Origin of the sequence: Bradyrhizobium sp. URHD0069 (genome assembly GCF_000701345.1) — a bacterium.
Taxonomy (GTDB): domain Bacteria; phylum Pseudomonadota; class Alphaproteobacteria; order Rhizobiales; family Xanthobacteraceae; genus Bradyrhizobium.
The window spans coordinates 1-17642 of sequence record NZ_JNIJ01000041.1 but is presented as its reverse complement, the minus strand read 5'-3'; the positions used below and the strand labels follow the sequence as shown (position 1 = coordinate 17642).

Below are 17642 nucleotides of genomic sequence, written 5' to 3'. Positions count from 1 at the left end.
AACCGCGACTCGCTATCTCTTCCTGGCGGGCGGCAGATCGGTGCACACGCCCTCGAACACTTCCGCCGTCATGCCGATCGATTCGCACAATGTGGGATGCGGGTGGATGGTCTTGCCGACGTCGACCGGATCGCATCCCATCTCCACGGCGAGGCAGACCTCGCCGATCAGGTCGCCCGCATGGGTGCCGACGATGCCGCCGCCGAGCAGGCGGTGATTGGCCTCATCGAACAGCAGTTTGGTGAATCCCTCGTCGCGCCCGTTGGCGATCGCGCGACCCGATGCGGCCCACAGAAACACGGCCTTGCCGTACTTGATGCCTTGCGCCTTGCATTGCTCCTCGGTCACGCCCGCCCACGCCACCTCCGGATCGGTGTAAGCGACCGAAGGGATCTGGCGTGCCTCGAACACGCTGTTCTTGCCAGCCGCGGTTTCCGCCGCGACATGTGCCTCATGCACGGCCTTGTGCGCCAGCATCGGCTGGCCAACGATGTCGCCGATGGCAAAGATGTGCGGCATGTTGGTGCGCATTTGCTTGTCGACTGCGACGAAGCCGCGGTCGCTCACCGCGACGCCCGCCTTCTCGGCGTCGATTTTCTTGCCGTTCGGGCTGCGCCCGACCGCGACCAGCACCATGTCGTAGAGCTGGGGCTCAGCCGGTGCCTTCTCGCCCTCGAAGCCGACCTTGATGCCGTCCGGTGTCGCCTCTGCCGATACCATCTTGGTCTTCAACATGACCTTGTCGAAGCGGCCCGCGTTCTTCTTTTCCCACACCTTGACCAGGTCGCGGTCGGCACCGGTCATCAGTCCGTCGAGCATCTCGACCACGTCGATGCGCGTCCCGAGCGTCGAGTAGACAGTCGCCATTTCGAGTCCGATGATACCGCCTCCGATCACCAGCATCGATTTGGGAATCTGCCGCAGTTCCAGGGCGCCGGTCGAATCCACCACGCGGGTGTCGTCCGGAATGAACGGCAGCTTGATGGCCTGCGAGCCGGCCGCGATAATCGCCTTGTCGAACTTTACGACCTTGCGCCCGGCGCCGTCGTTTGCGGCAACTTCGAGGTGGTAGGGGTCGAGAAATCTTCCGACGCCCTGCAGCACGGAGACCTTGCGCGCCTTCGCCATGCCGGCCAGGCCGCCGGTCAATTTGCCGATCACCTTCTCCTTGTGACCGCGCAGCTTGGCAATGTCGATCTGCGGCTCCGAAAAGGCGATGCCGTGCGCGGCCATTGCCTTGACTTCGTCCATGACGGCGGTGGTGTGCAGCAGTGCCTTCGAGGGGATGCAGCCGACATTGAGGCAGACGCCGCCGAGCGTCGGATAGCGCTCCACCAGAACCGTCGTCATGCCGAGGTCGGCGGAGCGGAACGCCGCCGAATAGCCGCCCGGTCCGGCGCCGAGGACCAGCATGTCGCATTCGACGTCGGCGTCGCCCGAATGTCTGGCCGCCATCGGGATCGGCGCAGCTGGCGCGGTCGCCGGCCCGCGTGCTGCCGAGGGCGCGGCCGGAGCTGCGCCGGCGACTCCGGTCTCCAATATCAGGATCAGGCTTCCGGCACTGACCTTGTCCCCGACGCTGACTTTGAGGTCCTTCACGGTGCCGGCCGTGGGCGACGGGACTTCCATCGACGCCTTGTCGGACTCGAGGGTGATCAGCGGGTCTTCGGGCTTGACCTTGTCTCCGCCCTTCACTGCGATCTCGATGATCGGCACGTCTTTGAAGTCGCCGATGTCGGGCACCCGCACCTCGACCACCTCGTAGACGCCGGCCGCCGCGCCGTAGTCGGCAACCGGCGCGCCTTCGCCGGTCGCCGTGCCACCGCCAGTCACTTTCTCCTTGGGGACAACGCCGGCCGGAGCTGCCTCCGCTTCTGCCGTGAGGATGAGGGTGCCTTCCGATACCTTGTCGCCGACCCTCACCTTGATCTCCTTCACCACGCCATCGACCGGGGAGGGCACCTCCATCGAGGCTTTGTCGGATTCGAGCGTGATCAGCGATTGCTCGGCCTTGATCGGATCACCCGGCTTCACCAGTACTTCGATGATCGGCACGTCGCTGAATTCGCCGATGTCGGGGACCTTGACGTCGATGAGGTTGGCCATCGTCTATTCCCCTATACGAGGGCGCGGCGCATGTCGGTGAGCAGGCTGCCGAAATGCGCGTTGAACCGCGCGGCCGCTGCTCCGTCGATCACCCGGTGGTCCCACGAGAGGGACAGGGGTTGGAACAGGCGCGGCACGAATTGCTTGTCGTCCCACACCGGCTTCTGGAACGACCGGCAGGTTCCCATGATGGCGACCTCGGGCGCATTGATGATCGGCGTGAAATGGGTGCCGCCGATGCCACCCAGGCTGGAGATCGTAAAGGTGCCGCCCTGCATCTGGTCGGGCTTCAGCTTGCCGTCGCGAGCGAGCTTGGCGAGGTCGCCCATCTCCTTGGCAATCGCAATGACGCCCTTGTGGTCTGCGTCGCGGATGACCGGTACCACCAGCCCCTGCGGCGTGTCGGCCGCGAACCCGATGTGGTAGTATTTCTTGAGTATCAGATTGTCGCCGTCGAGCGAGGCGTTGAACTCTGGAAATTTCTTCAACGACCCTACCGCCGCCTTGATCATGAAGGCGAGCATGCTGACTCGCACGCCGGATTTCTCGTTCTCTCTGTTGAGCCGGTTGCGGAATTCCTCGAGCTCTGTGATGTCGCATTCGTCGTGATTGGTGACGTGCGGGATCATCACCCAGTTGCGGTGCAGGTTGGCGCCGGAAATCTTCTTGATGCGTGCCAGCGGTTTGGTATCGACCGGCCCGAACTTGGCGAAATCGATCTTCGGCCACGGCAGCAGGCCGAGAGCGGCTCCGTCCGCCGCGGCGACCGCGGCGCCTGCGGCCGGAGCCTTGGCGAAATTAGCGACGTCCTCCGGGAGGATGCGGCCGCGCCGTCCGCTTCCCTTCACCTGACGCAAGTCGACGCCGCGTTCGCGCGCAAGCTTTCGGACCGATGGCCCGGCATAAGGGATGTCGGCCGCCATCTCCGACAGGCTCCGCTCGGCCGGTGGTAACGCGGCTGCAGGTGCCGCGGGTTTCGCCGGCGCTGCGGCCGCGGCCGGTGCTGCAGGCTGCGCTTGCGCCGCCGCGGCGCCGGTGCGCAGCGTGAGGATGACCGTTCCTTCGCTCACCCGATCGCCGATCTTGGCCTTGAGGTCCTGCACCACGCCCGCGAGCGGAGACGGCACTTCCATCGAGGCCTTGTCGGATTCGAGGGTGACCAGCGGCTGTTCCGGCTTGACCGTGTCGCCTGCTTTGACCATGACCTCGATGATCGGCACGTCCTTGAAGTCGCCGATGTCCGGTACCCTTACCTCGGCGACCCCCGCCGGGGCGCTGGTCGGCGCCGGCGGCGCGGTGACAGCTGGTTTCGCCGCTTCCGCGGCGGCACCGGCCCCGTCGAGATCGAGCGTGAGGATCGGCGCGCCCTGGCTCACCCGGTCGCCGAGCTTCACCGCAATGTTCTTCACGACGCCCGCTGACGGGGAAGGGACCTCCATCGAGGCCTTGTCGGACTCCAGCGTGATCAGCGGCGCCTCGGCGGTGATGCGATCGCCAGGCTTCACCTGAATTTCGATAATCGGGACTTCCTTGAAGTCGCCGATGTCGGGAACGAGGACCTGCCTGGTTTCACCCATCGTAACACCCCACGGGTGCGTGCTGTTGCGAAACGCGGCGCGGCATCCTTGTCCGCGCCACCAGTGTCTCCGTCACATGGTCCAGGGCGGTGGCCGCTCCGGATCAATTCCATAGGCGGCGATCGCCGCGGCAACCTTTGGTTTCGGCACCACCCCTTCGTCGGCCAGCGACTTGAGCGCCGCGACCACCACGTAATGGCGGTTGACCTCGAAAAACTTCCGCAACGCCACCCGGTAGTCGCTGCGACCGAAACCGTCGGTGCCGAGGCACACATAGCGCTGCGGCACGAACGGCCGGATCTGCTCGGCGAAGGCGCGCATGTAATCCGTCGATGCAATGACCGTCCCCTGGCGACCGTCGAGGCATTTTTCTACATAGCTCTTGCGCGGCGTCTGCGATGGATGAAGCAGATTCCATCGCTCGGCCGCGAGGCCGTCCCGGCGCAGTTCGTTGAAACTCGGGCAGCTCCAGACGTCGGCTGCGATGCCGAAGTCGTTCTGCAGGAGCTCCGCGGCGGCGATGACTTCGCGCAGGATGGTGCCGCAGCCGAGAAGCTGGACGCGTGGCGCGTTCTTCTTTCCCGCCCCTTCGCGGAACAGGTACATGCCGCGGCGTATTCCTTCCTCTGCGCCTTTCGGCATCGCCGGGTGCGGGTAGTTCTCGTTCATCAACGTGATGTAGTAGTAGACGTCGTCCTGATCCTTGAACATACGCCGCAGCCCATCTTGGATGATGACCGCGACCTCATAGGCAAACGTCGGATCGTATGAGACGCAGTTGGGGATGGTAGCGGCGAGCAGGTGGCTATGGCCATCCTCGTGCTGCAGTCCTTCGCCGTTGAGGGTGGTCCGTCCGGCAGTGCCGCCCAGCAGGAATCCGCGGCAGCGCATATCGCCTGCCGCCCAGGCGAGATCGCCCACGCGCTGCAGACCGAACATCGAATAGTAGATATACAACGGGATCATCGGCGCGTTGTTTGTGCTGTACGACGTCGCGGCCGCGATCCATGAGGACATGGCGCCGGCTTCGTTGATGCCTTCCTGAAGCATCTGGCCGGACTTGTCCTCGCGATAGTACATCAGCTGGTCGGCGTCCTGAGGCTTATAGAGCTGGCCCACCTGCGAGAAGATGCCGAATTGGCGGAACATGCCCTCCATGCCGAAGGTCCGCGACTCGTCCGGCACGATCGGCACGACGAATTTTCCGAACGTCTTGTCGCGCAGGAGCGTGTTGAGGATGCGCACGAACGCCATCGTGGTGGAGATTTCGCGTTGTTCGGTGCTGGCTAACTGCGCGCTGAAGGCGGAAAGCTCCGGCACCTCGAGGGACGCCGACTTGCGCCGCCGCTGCGGCAGGCTCCCTCCTAGCTGCCGGCGACGCTCCTGCAGGTATTTCTGCTCCGGGCCGCCTTCTGCCAGCTTCAGGAAGGGGATTTCTTCGAGCTTGGCGTCGGTGACGGGGATTGCGAAACGGTCACGGAATTTGCGCAGCGCGTCCAGACCCATCTTCTTCTGCTGATGGGTGATCATCTGGCCTTCGCCCGCCTCGCCCATGCCATAGCCCTTCACGGTCTTGGCGAGGATCACGGTCGGCTGTCCCGCGTGCTTCACGGCCGCCGCATAAGCAGCATAGACCTTTACAGGGTCGCTGCCACCGCGGCGCAGCGCCCAGATATCGTCGTCGCTCATGTCCTTCACGAGCGCGGCGGTTTCTGGATACTTGCCGAAGAACTGCTGGCGCACGTACGCGCCGTTCTTCGACTTGAAGTCCTGGTATTCCCCGTCGACGCACTCCTCCATGCGCTTGCGCAGCATGCCGGACGCATCCTTAGCGAGCAGCTGGTCCCATCCTGAGCCCCACAGCACCTTGATGACGTTCCAGCCAGCGCCCCGGAACATGCCTTCCAGTTCCTGCACGATCTTGCCGTTGCCGCGCACCGGGCCGTCGAGCCGCTGCAGGTTGCAATTGATGACGAAGATCAGGTTGTCGAGTTGCTCGCGGCCGCCAAGCGAAATGGCACCGAGCGATTCCGGCTCGTCCATCTCGCCGTCGCCCATGAAGGCCCAGACCTTGCGAGCGGCGGTATCGACAATGCCGCGCCCGTGCAGATATTTCAGGAACCGCGCCTGATAGATCGCCATCAACGGCCCGAGCCCCATCGACACGGTGGGGAACTGCCAGAAGTCGGGCATCAGCCAGGGATGCGGATACGACGACAGGCCTTGGCCGCCAGCCTCCTGTCGGAACGCCAGCAACGCCTCTTCGCTGAGCCGTCCTTCCACGAAGGCACGCGCATAGATGCCGGGGGCGGAGTGCCCCTGCATGTAAATCAGATCGCCCCCATGATTGGCCGACGGCGCGTGCCAGAAATGCCCGAAACCGATGTCGTAGAGGGTCGCCGCTGACTGGAAGCTGGCAATGTGGCCGCCCAGTTCGGACGATTCTTTGTTGGCCCGCAGGATGATGGCGATGGCATTCCAGCGGATGATCGACCGAATGCGATGCTCGATGTCGCGATCCCAGTCGGCGCGTTCCTCGCGCTCCGGCGGGATGGTATTCACATAGGGCGTGTTCAGCGTTGAAGGCTGGACGATTCCCGCGCGCCGTGCCTCCTCGGCCAGCATCTCGAGCAGGTAGGTCGCGCGAACCGAGCCTTCATGGTGGAGAACTGCGCGCAGCGAGTCGACCCATTCACCAGTTTCGACTGGGTCAAGATCCTGCATGCGTTCCATTTGGTCCTCCCCTTGGCGTTTCCTCGGCCATTATTGGTTGGGCCAGGTCTGGCAGGATCCGTGCCAGGGAGCTGGCCTTCTTCTAATGCGCCCAACGTTTTGCAACTGCAAGCATCCTTTGTGCACCACGTATTGCGGGTTCATTTGTTTGTGCAAAAATTCGGAATGACGACGTGCGTAATGTAGGGAAATCCAAATCGTAGGGCGGCCGCGGGAGTGCCGCTACGGCCGGATTACCGGACAACGCGCGCCCAGGGTTTCCGATAATATCGCACGTGCCGTTTGCTCGCTTTCTGAACGGAACGAGATTCCGTCGAATTATCAGAAATGCCCGGGTGCGTCCGGCGTCTTGCAACATGGCCCCGTTTTGCTGACGCTTCGATGTCGAATCCATTGATTGCCCGCTCCCAATGCTGCCGAATGGAGCGGGCGCATCAGACCACAATGATGCAGGGAGTGAGACGCGTTGGAGACAGCCACCCGTAAATCGCGTAACATTATGTGACGTCAGGGCGTCAACCGGCGTCGATTAGCATGGAGGGAGGCCATGGATACGGCACTTTCGACGGCTGCCGATATTCCGCACAAACCGTTTTACACGCATCTCTATGTGCAGGTGCTTACCGCCATCGTGCTCGGTGTCCTGCTGGGCCATTTCTACCCGCACCTTGGCGAGGCCATGAAGCCGCTGGGCGACGGGTTTATCAAGTTGATCAAGATGCTTATCGCGCCGATCATCTTCTGCACCGTCGTGCACGGCATCGCCAGCATGGAGGATATGAAGAAGGTCGGCCGCGTCGGACTGAAGGCGCTCATCTATTTCGAGGTCCTCACCACGCTTGCGCTGATCGTTGGCTTGATCGTGGTCAATATCCTTCAGCCCGGCGTCGGAATGAATGTGGACGCCAGAACGATCGATACCAAGTCGATCCAGGTCTATACGACCAAGGCCGGGCAGCAGGGCACGGTCGAATTCCTTATGCACATCATCCCCAACACTGTGGTCGGGGCCTTCGCGGAAGGCGAGATCCTGCAGGTTCTGTTCTTCGCGATCCTGTTCGCTTTCGGATTGTTCATGTTGGGTGAGCGCGGGCGCCCCGTCCTCGCCATCATCGACATCGTCTCGCATGCTTTCTTCGCGATCGTCGGCATCATCATGAAAGCGGCGCCGATCGGCGCCTTCGGCGCGATGGCTTTCACGATCGGCAAGTATGGCGTGGGCACGCTGCTCTCGCTCGCGCAGTTGATGATTGCCTTCTATGTGACCTGCCTGATCTTCGTGCTCTTCGTGCTAGGCGGGGTTGCCTGGTTTGCAGGATTCAACATCCTCAAGTTCATAAAGTACATCAAGGAAGAGTTGCTGATCGTTCTCGGCACCTCTTCATCCGAATCGGTGCTGCCGCGCATGATCGCGAAGCTCGAGAACCTGGGCTGCAAGCAGTCGGTCGTTGGCCTGGTGATCCCAACCGGTTACTCCTTCAACCTGGATGGTACCTGCATTTACCTGACCATGGCGGCAATCTTCCTGGCGCAGGCGACCAATACCGAGCTGACCATATGGCAGCAGCTCGGCATCATCGGCGTGCTTCTGCTGACCTCGAAGGGCGCGGCCGGCGTAACGGGGTCGGGTTTCATCGTGCTGGCAGCAACGCTCGCATCGGTTGGGACGGTCCCGGTGGCGAGCATTGCACTGATCCTCGGTGTCGATCGTTTCATGTCGGAGGCTCGCGCGCTGACCAATTTGGTCGGTAACGGCGTCGCGACGGTCGTTGTTGCCAAATGGGAAGACGCGCTCGACGAGGATCGCATGCGCCGGACGCTCGATCGCGAGACGGAACTCGAAGCCTCGGACCCGGAGGCCGCAATGGGTCCACCCGACCCGCTGCTGCCGCAGCCATCAACCTGAGAGCAAGCATTGGGGGAAGACCATGCAGATACCCCTGTTGGCCCGGATTGCGGCAATCGCCGCCACGCTCACCTTCTCGTCACTTGGCCGGGCCGCCGAACCTTATTGGCCCGATCACCTCACAATCGGTACCGCCTCGCCCGGCGGCACCTACTTCGTCTATGGCACGGGCCTCGCCCAGATCCTGACGCGCGCGCTTGATCTTCCGGTCGTCACCCGACCGACGGAAGGGCCAGCTGAAAATGTCGCGCTGCTGGAAGCGGGCGAGGCGAAGCTCGGCTTCGTCACGATCGGCGTTGCGCTGCAGGCCTGGAATTCAACAGGCGTTTGGACGGGCAAGTTACCCGCGCGCAAGATGCGCGCCATCTTTCCGATGTACGACACGCCGTTCCAATTCCTCGCGCTGCAGGACACCAACATCCGGTCCGTAGCTGACATGGCCGGCAGGCGCATCGGTGCCGGCCCACGAGGCGGCACCTCGGCCATCTACTTTCCGGAAATTTTCAATGCTCTGAAAGTCTCGGCGAGCTTCGTCTATGGCGACTGGGCCGACTTGGCTTCCCAACTTCAGATGCGCTCGATCGACGTTCTAGCGGTCGCGGCCGGCGTGCCGTTTCCATCGTTCATTGAACTCGAATCCAAACACAGGGTTCGCTACATCGCGCTCTCCCCAGAGCACATCGCAGCGCTGCGGCTTGTAATGCCGGAGCTGACCAGCTCACGTGTGTCCGCCGGCACATATCCCTCCCTGCTTCGCCATTATCAGACGGTCGGCCTCTACAATTTCGCTGTCGCGCACGCCGAGCTGCCCGACGATCTCGTCTACAACATCGTTCGGGTTGTCTTCGAGAAGCATGAAGAGATGATGGAGGTGCATGCAGCGGCGGCCGCGACCGTTCCAGCCAATGTCGAGCGCAACACGTTCCTTCCCCTTCATCCTGGCGCCATTCGCTACTACAGCCAGATCGGACGGGCTGGACAGACCGACTAGATACTGCTTGCCGCATTCAAGCGTAGCGGATTTCTTGACGAGCGGCGTGACTTGTATGGTGCGCTATCCAGACAACATGAGCTGCGAGCAGCCTTTATGACCGTACCGAAACGAGACATAGGTCCTGAGGTAACCCTGCAGGCGAACCACGCGGTTTACTTTCCATTCGGACTCTCGGTATGCCCGCGGACACCAATCAGTACGGAGATATTTTCGGAGGGTGGCTGCTCGGGCAGATGGACATCGCTGGGGGAATTTTCGCGGCTGGCATTGCAAAGGGAAGAACAGCAACCGTTGCTGTTGACGCAATGACGTTCCTGTGTGTACCGAAAACCTTATCCGGATTTGCCGTGTAACAGAATCGGGTAAGTTGGCGCGATGATCGCGCTGATCTGGTTTGTTCTGGCCGTGCTGGCCTCGCCATACAAGTCGAAGAGCCTGCTTGAGGCTGAGAATGCTGCGCTCCGACATCAGTTGATCGTTCTGCGGCGCAAGATGCCCGGCCGGCCTGGCTCACGAACAACGATCGTTGGTTCTTCCTCCAGATGTATCGATGGTTTCCCACGATCCTGAAGGTCCTGAGGATTATCCAGCCTGAAACGCTGGTGCGATGGTATCGGGCCGGTTTTCGTTGTTATTGGCGTTGGAAGTCATTGGGACGGGGAGGGCGGCCGCAGATCGAGACGGAATTGCGCGCGCTGATCCGGCGGATGAGCATCGAGAACCCACTTTGGGGCGCGCGCCGCGCATCCACGGCGAGCTTCTCAAGCTCGGCATCGATATCGGCCAGACCAGCGTGGCCAAATATATGGCCAGGCGCAGAGGGCCGCCGTCCCAAGGCTGGAAAACGTTTCTCAGAAATCATGCCGACGGCATCGCGACGATGGATCTGTTTGTCGTGCCGACAATCTCGTTTCGGCTGCTCTACGGCCTACTGATCATGGGGCATGGCCGGCGGCAGATTCTATGGTTTGGCGTCACAGCGCATCCGACCGCAGAATGGATCGCAAATCAGCTCACGGAAGCATGCGGCTGGGATCAAGTTCCCCGCTATCTAATCCGCGATCGGGATGGGGCTTATGGCGAGGTCTTCATCCGACCGCTTCGATCAATGGGCATTCGCGATCAGCCGACGTTGCCGCGCTCCCCATGGCAAAACGGACATGCCGAACGGCTGATCGGTTCGATCCGACGGGAATGCCTTGACCACGTTGTTGTGTTCGGCGAGCGGCATCTTCGTCATGTGCTGCAGTCGTACATGAAATACTATAACGAGATGCGAACCCATCTATCCATGGAGAAGGATGCGCCAGTACCGCGCGCTGTTGAGAGGGCAGGGCACATCAATTGTCGGCCCGTACTGGGCGGGTTGCATCATCAATACCTCCGGATTTGATTTACGACAGGCACACGGGCGGCGTCGGCTGATCACTTCTGCTCGTTGACTCGCATCTCGTCCGCCAAAGGCCGCAGGCCTTGTGACATGTCATCGAGACGTTTTTGCCATTCCGCGCCGGGCATGAAAGCGAGAACCGGGACGTCGCCTGGCGAGCTCTTTATGTACTCGGGATCACGCACGCTATCAGCAATTGCAGCTTCGAGCTTCTTGACGACGTCGTCGGGAACGCCCTTCGGTACTGCAAAGCCGCGTTCCGCTGTCATTGTGATCGGGACGCCTGCTTCCGCTGCCGTCGGAACGTCGGGGAGTGACGGAGAGCGCGTCTTTGATAATATCGCAATAGCGCGAAGTTCTCCCTTGTTGGTACCGTGCAGCTCGGGAACTTCGCTAAGGCTGACCATTCCAACCTCCAAATGGCCGCCCAGAATATCGGTCCTCTGCGCCGAAGTACCCCTGTAAGAAATTTCGTTGGGCTCAACTTTAGCAGCGCCCGCTAACATGCGTAGCGCCAAATGACCGTTCGTACCTGCGCCGTTGTGACCGAACGTTACCGAACCCGTCTTGCTACGCAACGCAGCAAGAACGTCCGAAAGATTTGCGAGTTTACTTTCAGCACGTACCACCATGACGCTCGGATCATCGACCACGCGCGCCACCAAACGAATGTCATCCATGCTGTACTGGGTCTTTCTCGTCATCGGAAGAAAATTGTACCCGGGCACGTTGACCACACCCATCGCGTAGGCATCGGGAGCGGCTCGAGCAATCGAGGCAAACGCGATCTCTCCTCCGGCCCCGGGCTTGTTCAGCACAACAAACTTGGCCTTTCCGCCCACCCTTTTCTCGACGAACGGCAGGAGCTTGCGGGCCATAACGTCGGTTCCGCCACCAGCAGCGAAGCCGACGACAACTTCAATCGGTTTATCCTCTGGCCATGTCGCCCAAGACGGTCCGCAGGCGGCGATGCCGAGAATCACTGCAATTATTTGGACCTTCTTATGCATGAAGGCTTTCCTCCGCTCTGTATTTTCTCGCTGGTACACTAACTAATTGAGTTGGTCAGTCCAGACCTTTGCTGCGTACCATCGCGCGTCGTAGCGGTCATCCGAATCTGAACGTGCCGTTGCCGATGCTAAGGTGTCCTCTCGTTTAAGCACTTATTGCATTCCGTGAGACGACGTCGCGGTAGAACGATGCGCTTAGCTTCGGCGTCCGAAGTTGCGTGTCGAAGTCCACCCGATACAGCCCGAAGCGTTTTTGAAATCCGTATATCCATTCGAAATTATCCATCAGGCTCCACAGAAAATATCCGCGCACCGGCACGCCCTCGGATGTCGCGCGCTGCAGCTGCGTCAGGTAGTTGCGCAGGTACATGATGCGGTCGAGGTCGTAGACGTTGCCGTCGGCAGCCAATTCATCGGCCGAAGACGTGCCGTTCTCGCTGATGTAGATCGTATCGATGTTCCAGATTTTTGCTGCAAGTCGCGGCGCCCAATAGATGGTCTCCGGGCCGATCCTGAGCCAATCGACATTCATATGTGGAAACGAGGCCGGAAAGGGTAGAACCCTGAAACCCGGCGCGCGGTCGGCTGCGACGACGTAATATTGCGGCGCGTAAATGTTCAGGCCGACGAAATCATTCGGCGAGGAAATGATCTTCAACTCGTCGGCGGTAAATTTTGGAGCGTTGGCGCCAGCATATTGCAAGAACCCGTCGGTGTATTTGCCCTCCAGGATCACGCCCAGGAAGCCCGAATTCAATTCGCGCGTCGCGATCTCGGCCGCGTGAACGTTTTCGGGCGTATCGATCGCCGGCAAGCAGGCCGCGATATTCTCCGCGGGGCCGACCTTGGTCCCCGCGCGCCCGTTCGCGCGGATCGCCTGCACGGCGAGACCGTGGGCCAACGCGACGTGGTGACGCACCTGATTCAGTTCGGCCTGCGGCATTTTGAGACCGGGGGCGTCAATGTTCCATCCATAACCAAAGTTCACAAACCTTCCGGCTTTGTTGACGGTGAAGATGTTCTTGACGCGATCGGTCAAACGCTCCGCCACGTAGCCGGCATAATCCGCAAACGCCTTGGACGTGTCGCTGGATTGCCAGCGGCCGACGCGGTCTTGCAGCGCTTGCGGCAGATCCCAATGATACAGCGTCGCGAACGGTTCGATGCCGTTTTTCAGGAGCTCGTCCAGCAGGCGATCGTAGAAGTCGAGACCTCTGGGGTTTGGCGCCCCTGTGCCTTCGGGAAACACCCGTGGCCACGCGATCGAAAAGCGATAGGCCTTGACCCCCAATTCCTTGATCAGGCCAACGTCTTCCTTGTAGCGATGGTAGTGATCGTTGGCGCGGTCCGCGTTACTGTGATCGCCGATCTTGCCTGGCGTGCGGGAGAACGTATCCCAGGTCGAGCGGCCGCGGCCGTCTTCGTCGACCGCGCCTTCAATCTGATATGCGGAAGTGGCCGCGCCCCATAGGAAGCCATTCGGGAAACTGCCAGGGGCGTCGCGGTCGCATGCCGGCTTGGCCTCATTGTCCTGCGGCCTTGCGGGCGTCGCCGCCATCCCGAGGGCGGAAAAACCTGCAAGCTTGGCGAAATGCCGACGCGAGAACTTACCAAACATCGACTTCTCCCGTCAGGCTTCCATCACGCATGCGCCATTGCGAACGGCACAATGACTAATAGGAATCAATTTGATAAGCGGAAATCTGGTCGATCTCGAATTCGACGGTATCAGGAGATTCGCCGTCGACTATGCCTACGCCCTTGAAGTACTTCGAGCCCATTGCAAGGTTTACGATCATGTACATGGGATCGTCGAAGCCGCTCGGGACCTTGATTTCCAACACCGGCTTGCGGTCGATGAAGTAGACAATCCGATCCCGCGCCCATAGCACGCCGTAGTCGTGAAAATCGGTCGATGCGTCCGGCACCAGGAAGTCGAACCCGCAGTATTTCACGGATCCGGTGGCCGGAATCCGCCAATGCGTCGTCATCGCCAGATAGCCGGGCCGCTGCCCGCGTCCTTCCATCACGTCGATTTCGGGAGGCCAGCCGCCGTCATCCGCGAGCATCCAAAAGGCCGGCCATACACTGGTCCCGACCGGTATCTTCGAACGGACCTCGAAATATCCGTACTTTTGCGAAAATGAACTTTGGGTGGTCAGGATGCCGGACACGTATTCATTGTCGAACAGCACCGACTTCAGTGCAGGTGGTGTGCGGCTTGCAACGATCGAGAGAACGCCATCTCGAATTTTGAACGGGTCGAGCCCCAGCGGAGTTGTTCCCCGGCCGCCATAGCGTGGATCCACATAGATCTGCTGTTCGCCGTTATAGGTGGTTTTCCGTTTGAAGTCGGACCCATCTCCTCCCCAGTAGCGCGCTTCCGGCCAAGAGGCGCCCCCGGCGTAGTGAGGCGCCCACTTTCCTTTCGACAACGGATGCTCGTCGAAATCATCGTGGAAGGTCCTGTGCAAGAACATTGGTGCCAGAGACGCGGGGTCTGACGTTTCGATGCGACGACATTGTTCGTCGGAGGGGTCAGTCGTGACCTGCAGCGTAAGCTGCATAGGCGCGGTCTTGAAGTCGACTTTGATGCCGTCTTGCGCAAAGACCGGTGCAAAACCGATAATGTAACCGATCGCGACCGCGATCCTCGGCGTCAATTTGTCGATCCTGGGTTCCCATAGACATAACAAGGCGTCATCTCCCGTTTAAAACGTAGTCGCCGGTCCCAGATGGCAAGCCAACCTTTGAACCCAAGGTCGCCAGCACGCGTTCGGCCGCCTTCAGATCGGCCGCGTTTGTAGAAGCGGCCGGCCGCGTTCGGATTGTCCTTGGCTGGCAAATAGGGCTGCCAAGGCGGTCGCAGTGCGCAACTCCCATGCACGCGTGCCCTGGCGCTGGCTCATTTCGAGCGACTGAATAAAGGATAATTCCGCGTCGCCAGCGCTAAGCTGCGGCTTTGACAAAAGAAGACGTCCCTTCACCCGCAACGGCCAACCTAGCCAATTGTTTGCGGTCGGCAAGAATTCATTTTATTTTTGTCGCGGTCGTGATCAGCTCTTTACCTTCCGCGGTCGTGATCGTCAGCTCTACCTGTTCGCCGCTGCTGCCGGCAGGAATCGTCGCGGAAATGCGATTTCCGTTTTTCGGGTCGGCTTTCACGGCGTCGTTGAACAATACCGCGTCGCCGCGTTTCAACGTTACGCGCAACGGCGTGGCCGGTTCGATACTGAAGAACTGAAGATTCACGCCGGACGCCTCGGCCGAGAGATTGATCAGGATGTTCTCGTTCGCATGCGTTACGTTGCTCATGCCGACGGTCGAGCTGTAGGTTTCCGGAATCGACACTTCGCCGAGTGCGGGAAAGCTGGCGCTGTGGAAAAACTCGTCCGACACGCCCGCCCATAATTCGATGTAAGGCCGCTGTTCGTTCGGGTCTTTGCGTGCGTCGGTTTCGTTCGTAAACGACGGAAATCCCCACGTCCACATTTTCAAGCCCGGCGTGACCGTATTGTCGGCGATGCGGAAGATCCCCTCTTCGTTGTCGTGGTTGATCACGCCCCAGAAATTCCCGCCCAGCATACCGGGCTCCGCGTACGCGATGCCCATCGTCGGCCAGTTCTTGAAGTAGCGCAATTTTTCGAAACGGCTCTTGCCCATGCCCGCGCTCTTGTCGCCGTCGGACAGATTGGTCGACCAGTCGGCCGTGCTGTACGTCTGGATCGGCGCGATGATTTCGGCGCCGCCGGTAGTTTTAGGATTTTTCGGGTCCGATCCTGGCGCGAGCGTCGTGCACGTCCAGTACTCGTATTTGATCGTCTTGTCGTGCGGATTTTTCAGCACCACGCGCGCATCGAGCGCGGCGCGATCGGCTTTCAGCGTGACATAATAAGTCGCTTCGATACCCGTCGAGCCCCCGAACTTCCTCGGTGCCGCGGAATACTCGAAATCGTCTTTAAGCGACATCGACACCGTCACTTCGCCGGCACTCTCCTTCACCACCTTAAAATCCCACGGCCTCAGCCACGCCTTGCCGTGCTCGGCATCCGGGAACGTGGGGAAGATGCCGCCATACACCATCAGCCAGTCGTAATAAAAAATGCCGCCCTTGATTCCGTAAGGCACGCCTACTTCCGTGCGATAAAGTTGTTCGTGGCCGGTCGGTTTGTAAATGATAGAAAGAATGCGCCCGCCAAATTCGGCCAGGAGCGTTACCTTCAGATAACGATTCTCGAGCACGTGGGTCTTGAACGTGCGATCGACGATGGTCTTCTTGTCGAGCGACCCGCTGACGAATCCGTTCTCCGCATTGGTCGCGTACTTGACGGTGCTCCACGTAATCGTCGACTCGCTGAGAGACACTCCTTCGGGTACCGGCGACGCCGCATGCACGTCGGCATGAAATGCACAGACCGCCGAAAGTACTGCAACCGCGAAGCGGACACGGGTACGCGAGGGAGCATGAATTGCCATTTACGTCGCCCTTCGAAGGAGCAGGAGCGACAATTCTAGTACATCGACGCGGCCGGCCGAAAGCAGGCTTGATCGCTCGCCTACAGCTAATACGCCGGAATGAGGACAATGTCCGACTCGAGGTCAAAAGCCGACCTGGGACGAACGTCCGGTGTTGGCGGATTTTGTTGCAAAAGTCGGCTGCAACGGGGATTGGGCCCCTTGGGCTTTTCGTCAAGAGCCACGGCTTTGACGCGGCGGCCCTAACGCGCTTTACGCAACTCCAACGCTACGCAACGCACAGAGCCCGATCGGGTGGCGGCCGAGCGACTAACGATGCAAGCCGCCGCAGGTTCTGAGCGATGGCTGCAAGAACAAACTCATCCTGGGCGCCTCGCGGGCCGCGCAGCCTAAGCCGACCGAGCTTCAGGATGCGCTTCAAGTGCGCGAACCGCATCTCAATCTTCTTGCGCTCTCGCCTTGATTGCTCGAAGGCGGCGGTCCCGGCGAAAGAACGCGCAGTATCGCGAGCGGCTTCGTGCTGATTGCGTGGAATTTTGCGAAACGGGACCTTCGGACAGCACTGCGCTTTGAGTTTGCAACCATCGCAGTCATGCTTTCTGGCCAGATAGAGAAGCGTGGTTCCATCATTCACGAGTGTCCCGGTCGTTCTCAGGGTCTTACCCCCGGGACAGTGATAGACATCGCTTGTCGGATCATATCGAAAGTCGCTGCGCGAGAAGGTGCCGTCATCTCGCTTCGACTTGTCGAACACAGGAACGTGCGGCGTGATGCCCTTCTCCTCGACCAGCCAGTTCAGCATCGGAGCCGCCCCATAGGCAGTATCGGCCGCGAGTCGCGCCGGCTTTAGACCGAAGCGTTCCTCAGTTCGTGCGATCATGGTCCTCGCCGCGCCGACCTCGGCCTGGCGAATGGCGCGGGAGGCCTCGACGTCAACGATGACGCCGAACTTCACGTCGATGAGGTAATTGTTGGCGTAAGCGAAGAATGCCGGGCCCTTGTGAGCTCCGGTCCACTGGGCCGCCGGATCCGATGGCGAGACGAACTTCGGGACGACATCGCTTGCGGCGCCCCACGCTGTATCGTCGAGAGTCGCCAAATACTCCTTCACAGCGCGACTTGACCTTGCAGGATCGCGATCCCTGCGCCAATCCTGACCCGCGATCGAGCGCTGCTTGTTGGTATCGGCCGCAATCAGGCTCGCATCGACGGCAAAGCCTTCACCGTCAACCAGACCTGACGCGATACATGTCTCAACGACACGCTCGAAAACGCGGCGAAAAACGTCTCCCTCGCGGAAACGCTCGTTGCGGGTGCGCGAAAATGCCGAATGATCCGGGACAGTGTCCTCGATGCCGAGCTTGCAGAACCAGCGATAGGCTAGGTTCACCTGCACTTCACGGCAGATCAGCCGCTCGGAGCGGATCGCAAAGACATACCCTACGACCAG

At 60.5% G+C, this 17642-nt stretch carries 11 protein-coding genes and 1 pseudogene; 4 read left to right on the top strand and 8 right to left on the bottom strand.

The annotated features are described in order from the left end of the window. Nucleotides 1-12 precede the first annotated feature (12 nt). The 3 genes from lpdA to aceE all read right to left on the bottom strand — a co-directional run bounded on the left by lpdA (nucleotide 13) and on the right by aceE (nucleotide 6416). On the bottom strand, nucleotides 13-2106 hold the full coding sequence (gene lpdA, locus N554_RS0123240; protein ID WP_081851373.1) for a dihydrolipoyl dehydrogenase: 2094 nt from the start codon (nucleotides 2104-2106) through the stop codon (nucleotides 13-15). 11 nt (nucleotides 2107-2117) lie between these two features. Further along, the gene (gene aceF / locus N554_RS0123235) at nucleotides 2118-3683 is read right to left on the bottom strand and encodes a dihydrolipoyllysine-residue acetyltransferase (RefSeq protein ID WP_029585693.1); all 1566 of its coding nucleotides are present in this window, start codon (nucleotides 3681-3683) and stop codon (nucleotides 2118-2120) included. Between the two features lie 72 nt (nucleotides 3684-3755). Next, the gene (gene aceE / locus N554_RS0123230; protein ID WP_029585692.1) at nucleotides 3756-6416 is read right to left on the bottom strand and encodes a pyruvate dehydrogenase (acetyl-transferring), homodimeric type; all 2661 of its coding nucleotides are present in this window, start codon (nucleotides 6414-6416) and stop codon (nucleotides 3756-3758) included. A gap of 547 nt (nucleotides 6417-6963) precedes the next feature. On the opposite strand from aceE, the gene N554_RS0123225 reads away from it, so the two are divergent. The 4 genes and pseudogenes from N554_RS0123225 (at nucleotide 6964) to N554_RS0123205 (ending at nucleotide 10709) form a co-directional block, all read left to right on the top strand. Further along, the gene (locus tag N554_RS0123225) at nucleotides 6964-8322 is read left to right on the top strand and encodes a dicarboxylate/amino acid:cation symporter (RefSeq protein ID WP_051677653.1); all 1359 of its coding nucleotides are present in this window, start codon (nucleotides 6964-6966) and stop codon (nucleotides 8320-8322) included. Nucleotides 8323-8344: 22 nt separating this feature from the next. After that, nucleotides 8345-9313 carry a TAXI family TRAP transporter solute-binding subunit gene (locus N554_RS0123220; protein ID WP_029585690.1) on the top strand — a complete coding sequence of 323 codons (969 nt, stop codon included), beginning with the start codon at nucleotides 8345-8347 and terminating at the stop codon, nucleotides 9311-9313. Between the two features lie 164 nt (nucleotides 9314-9477). Next, a pseudogene (locus tag N554_RS38640) lies at nucleotides 9478-9630 on the top strand (acyl-CoA thioesterase); the annotation flags it as partial. Between the two features lie 413 nt (nucleotides 9631-10043). Further along, nucleotides 10044-10709, top strand: a complete 666-nt coding sequence (locus tag N554_RS0123205; protein ID WP_245283687.1) for an integrase core domain-containing protein — start codon at nucleotides 10044-10046, stop codon at nucleotides 10707-10709. A gap of 32 nt (nucleotides 10710-10741) precedes the next feature. Here the strand turns inward: N554_RS0123205 and N554_RS0123200 are convergent, their stop codons facing one another. The 5 genes from N554_RS0123200 to N554_RS0123180 all read right to left on the bottom strand — a co-directional run. After that, nucleotides 10742-11716: a tripartite tricarboxylate transporter substrate binding protein gene (locus N554_RS0123200; RefSeq protein ID WP_029585686.1), complete on the bottom strand. Its 975-nt coding sequence runs from the start codon at nucleotides 11714-11716 to the stop codon at nucleotides 10742-10744. A gap of 145 nt (nucleotides 11717-11861) precedes the next feature. After that, nucleotides 11862-13334 carry a GH1 family beta-glucosidase gene (locus N554_RS0123195; RefSeq protein ID WP_029585685.1) on the bottom strand — a complete coding sequence of 491 codons (1473 nt, stop codon included), beginning with the start codon at nucleotides 13332-13334 and terminating at the stop codon, nucleotides 11862-11864. A gap of 55 nt (nucleotides 13335-13389) precedes the next feature. Continuing rightward, a complete protein-coding gene (locus N554_RS0123190) occupies nucleotides 13390-14388 on the bottom strand; it encodes a glycoside hydrolase family 16 protein (RefSeq protein WP_029585684.1) in 999 nt (332 codons plus the stop codon). 358 nt (nucleotides 14389-14746) lie between these two features. After that, entirely contained in the window at nucleotides 14747-16192 is a 1446-nt protein-coding gene (locus N554_RS0123185) for a DUF5107 domain-containing protein (protein ID WP_051677651.1), read from the bottom strand. Between the two features lie 268 nt (nucleotides 16193-16460). After that, a partial coding sequence (locus tag N554_RS0123180; RefSeq protein ID WP_036053871.1) for an IS1182 family transposase occupies nucleotides 16461-17642 on the bottom strand: 1182 nt, incomplete at its 5' end.

Bases quoted from the DNA above. Each gene is read 5' to 3' on its own strand.
- lpdA (WP_081851373.1), bottom strand. From the start codon at position 2,106: ATGGCCAACCTCATCGACGTCAAGGTCCCCGACATCGGCGAATTCAGC.
- aceF (WP_029585693.1), bottom strand. From the start codon at position 3,683: ATGGGTGAAACCAGGCAGGTCCTCGTTCCCGACATCGGCGACTTCAAG.
- aceE (WP_029585692.1), bottom strand. From the start codon at position 6,416: ATGGAACGCATGCAGGATCTTGACCCAGTCGAAACTGGTGAATGGGTC.
- N554_RS0123225 (WP_051677653.1), top strand. From the start codon at position 6,964: ATGGATACGGCACTTTCGACGGCTGCCGATATTCCGCACAAACCGTTT.
- N554_RS0123220 (WP_029585690.1), top strand. From the start codon at position 8,345: ATGCAGATACCCCTGTTGGCCCGGATTGCGGCAATCGCCGCCACGCTC.
- N554_RS0123200 (WP_029585686.1), bottom strand. From the start codon at position 11,716: ATGCATAAGAAGGTCCAAATAATTGCAGTGATTCTCGGCATCGCCGCC.
- N554_RS0123195 (WP_029585685.1), bottom strand. From the start codon at position 13,334: ATGTTTGGTAAGTTCTCGCGTCGGCATTTCGCCAAGCTTGCAGGTTTT.
- N554_RS0123185 (WP_051677651.1), bottom strand. From the start codon at position 16,192: ATGGCAATTCATGCTCCCTCGCGTACCCGTGTCCGCTTCGCGGTTGCA.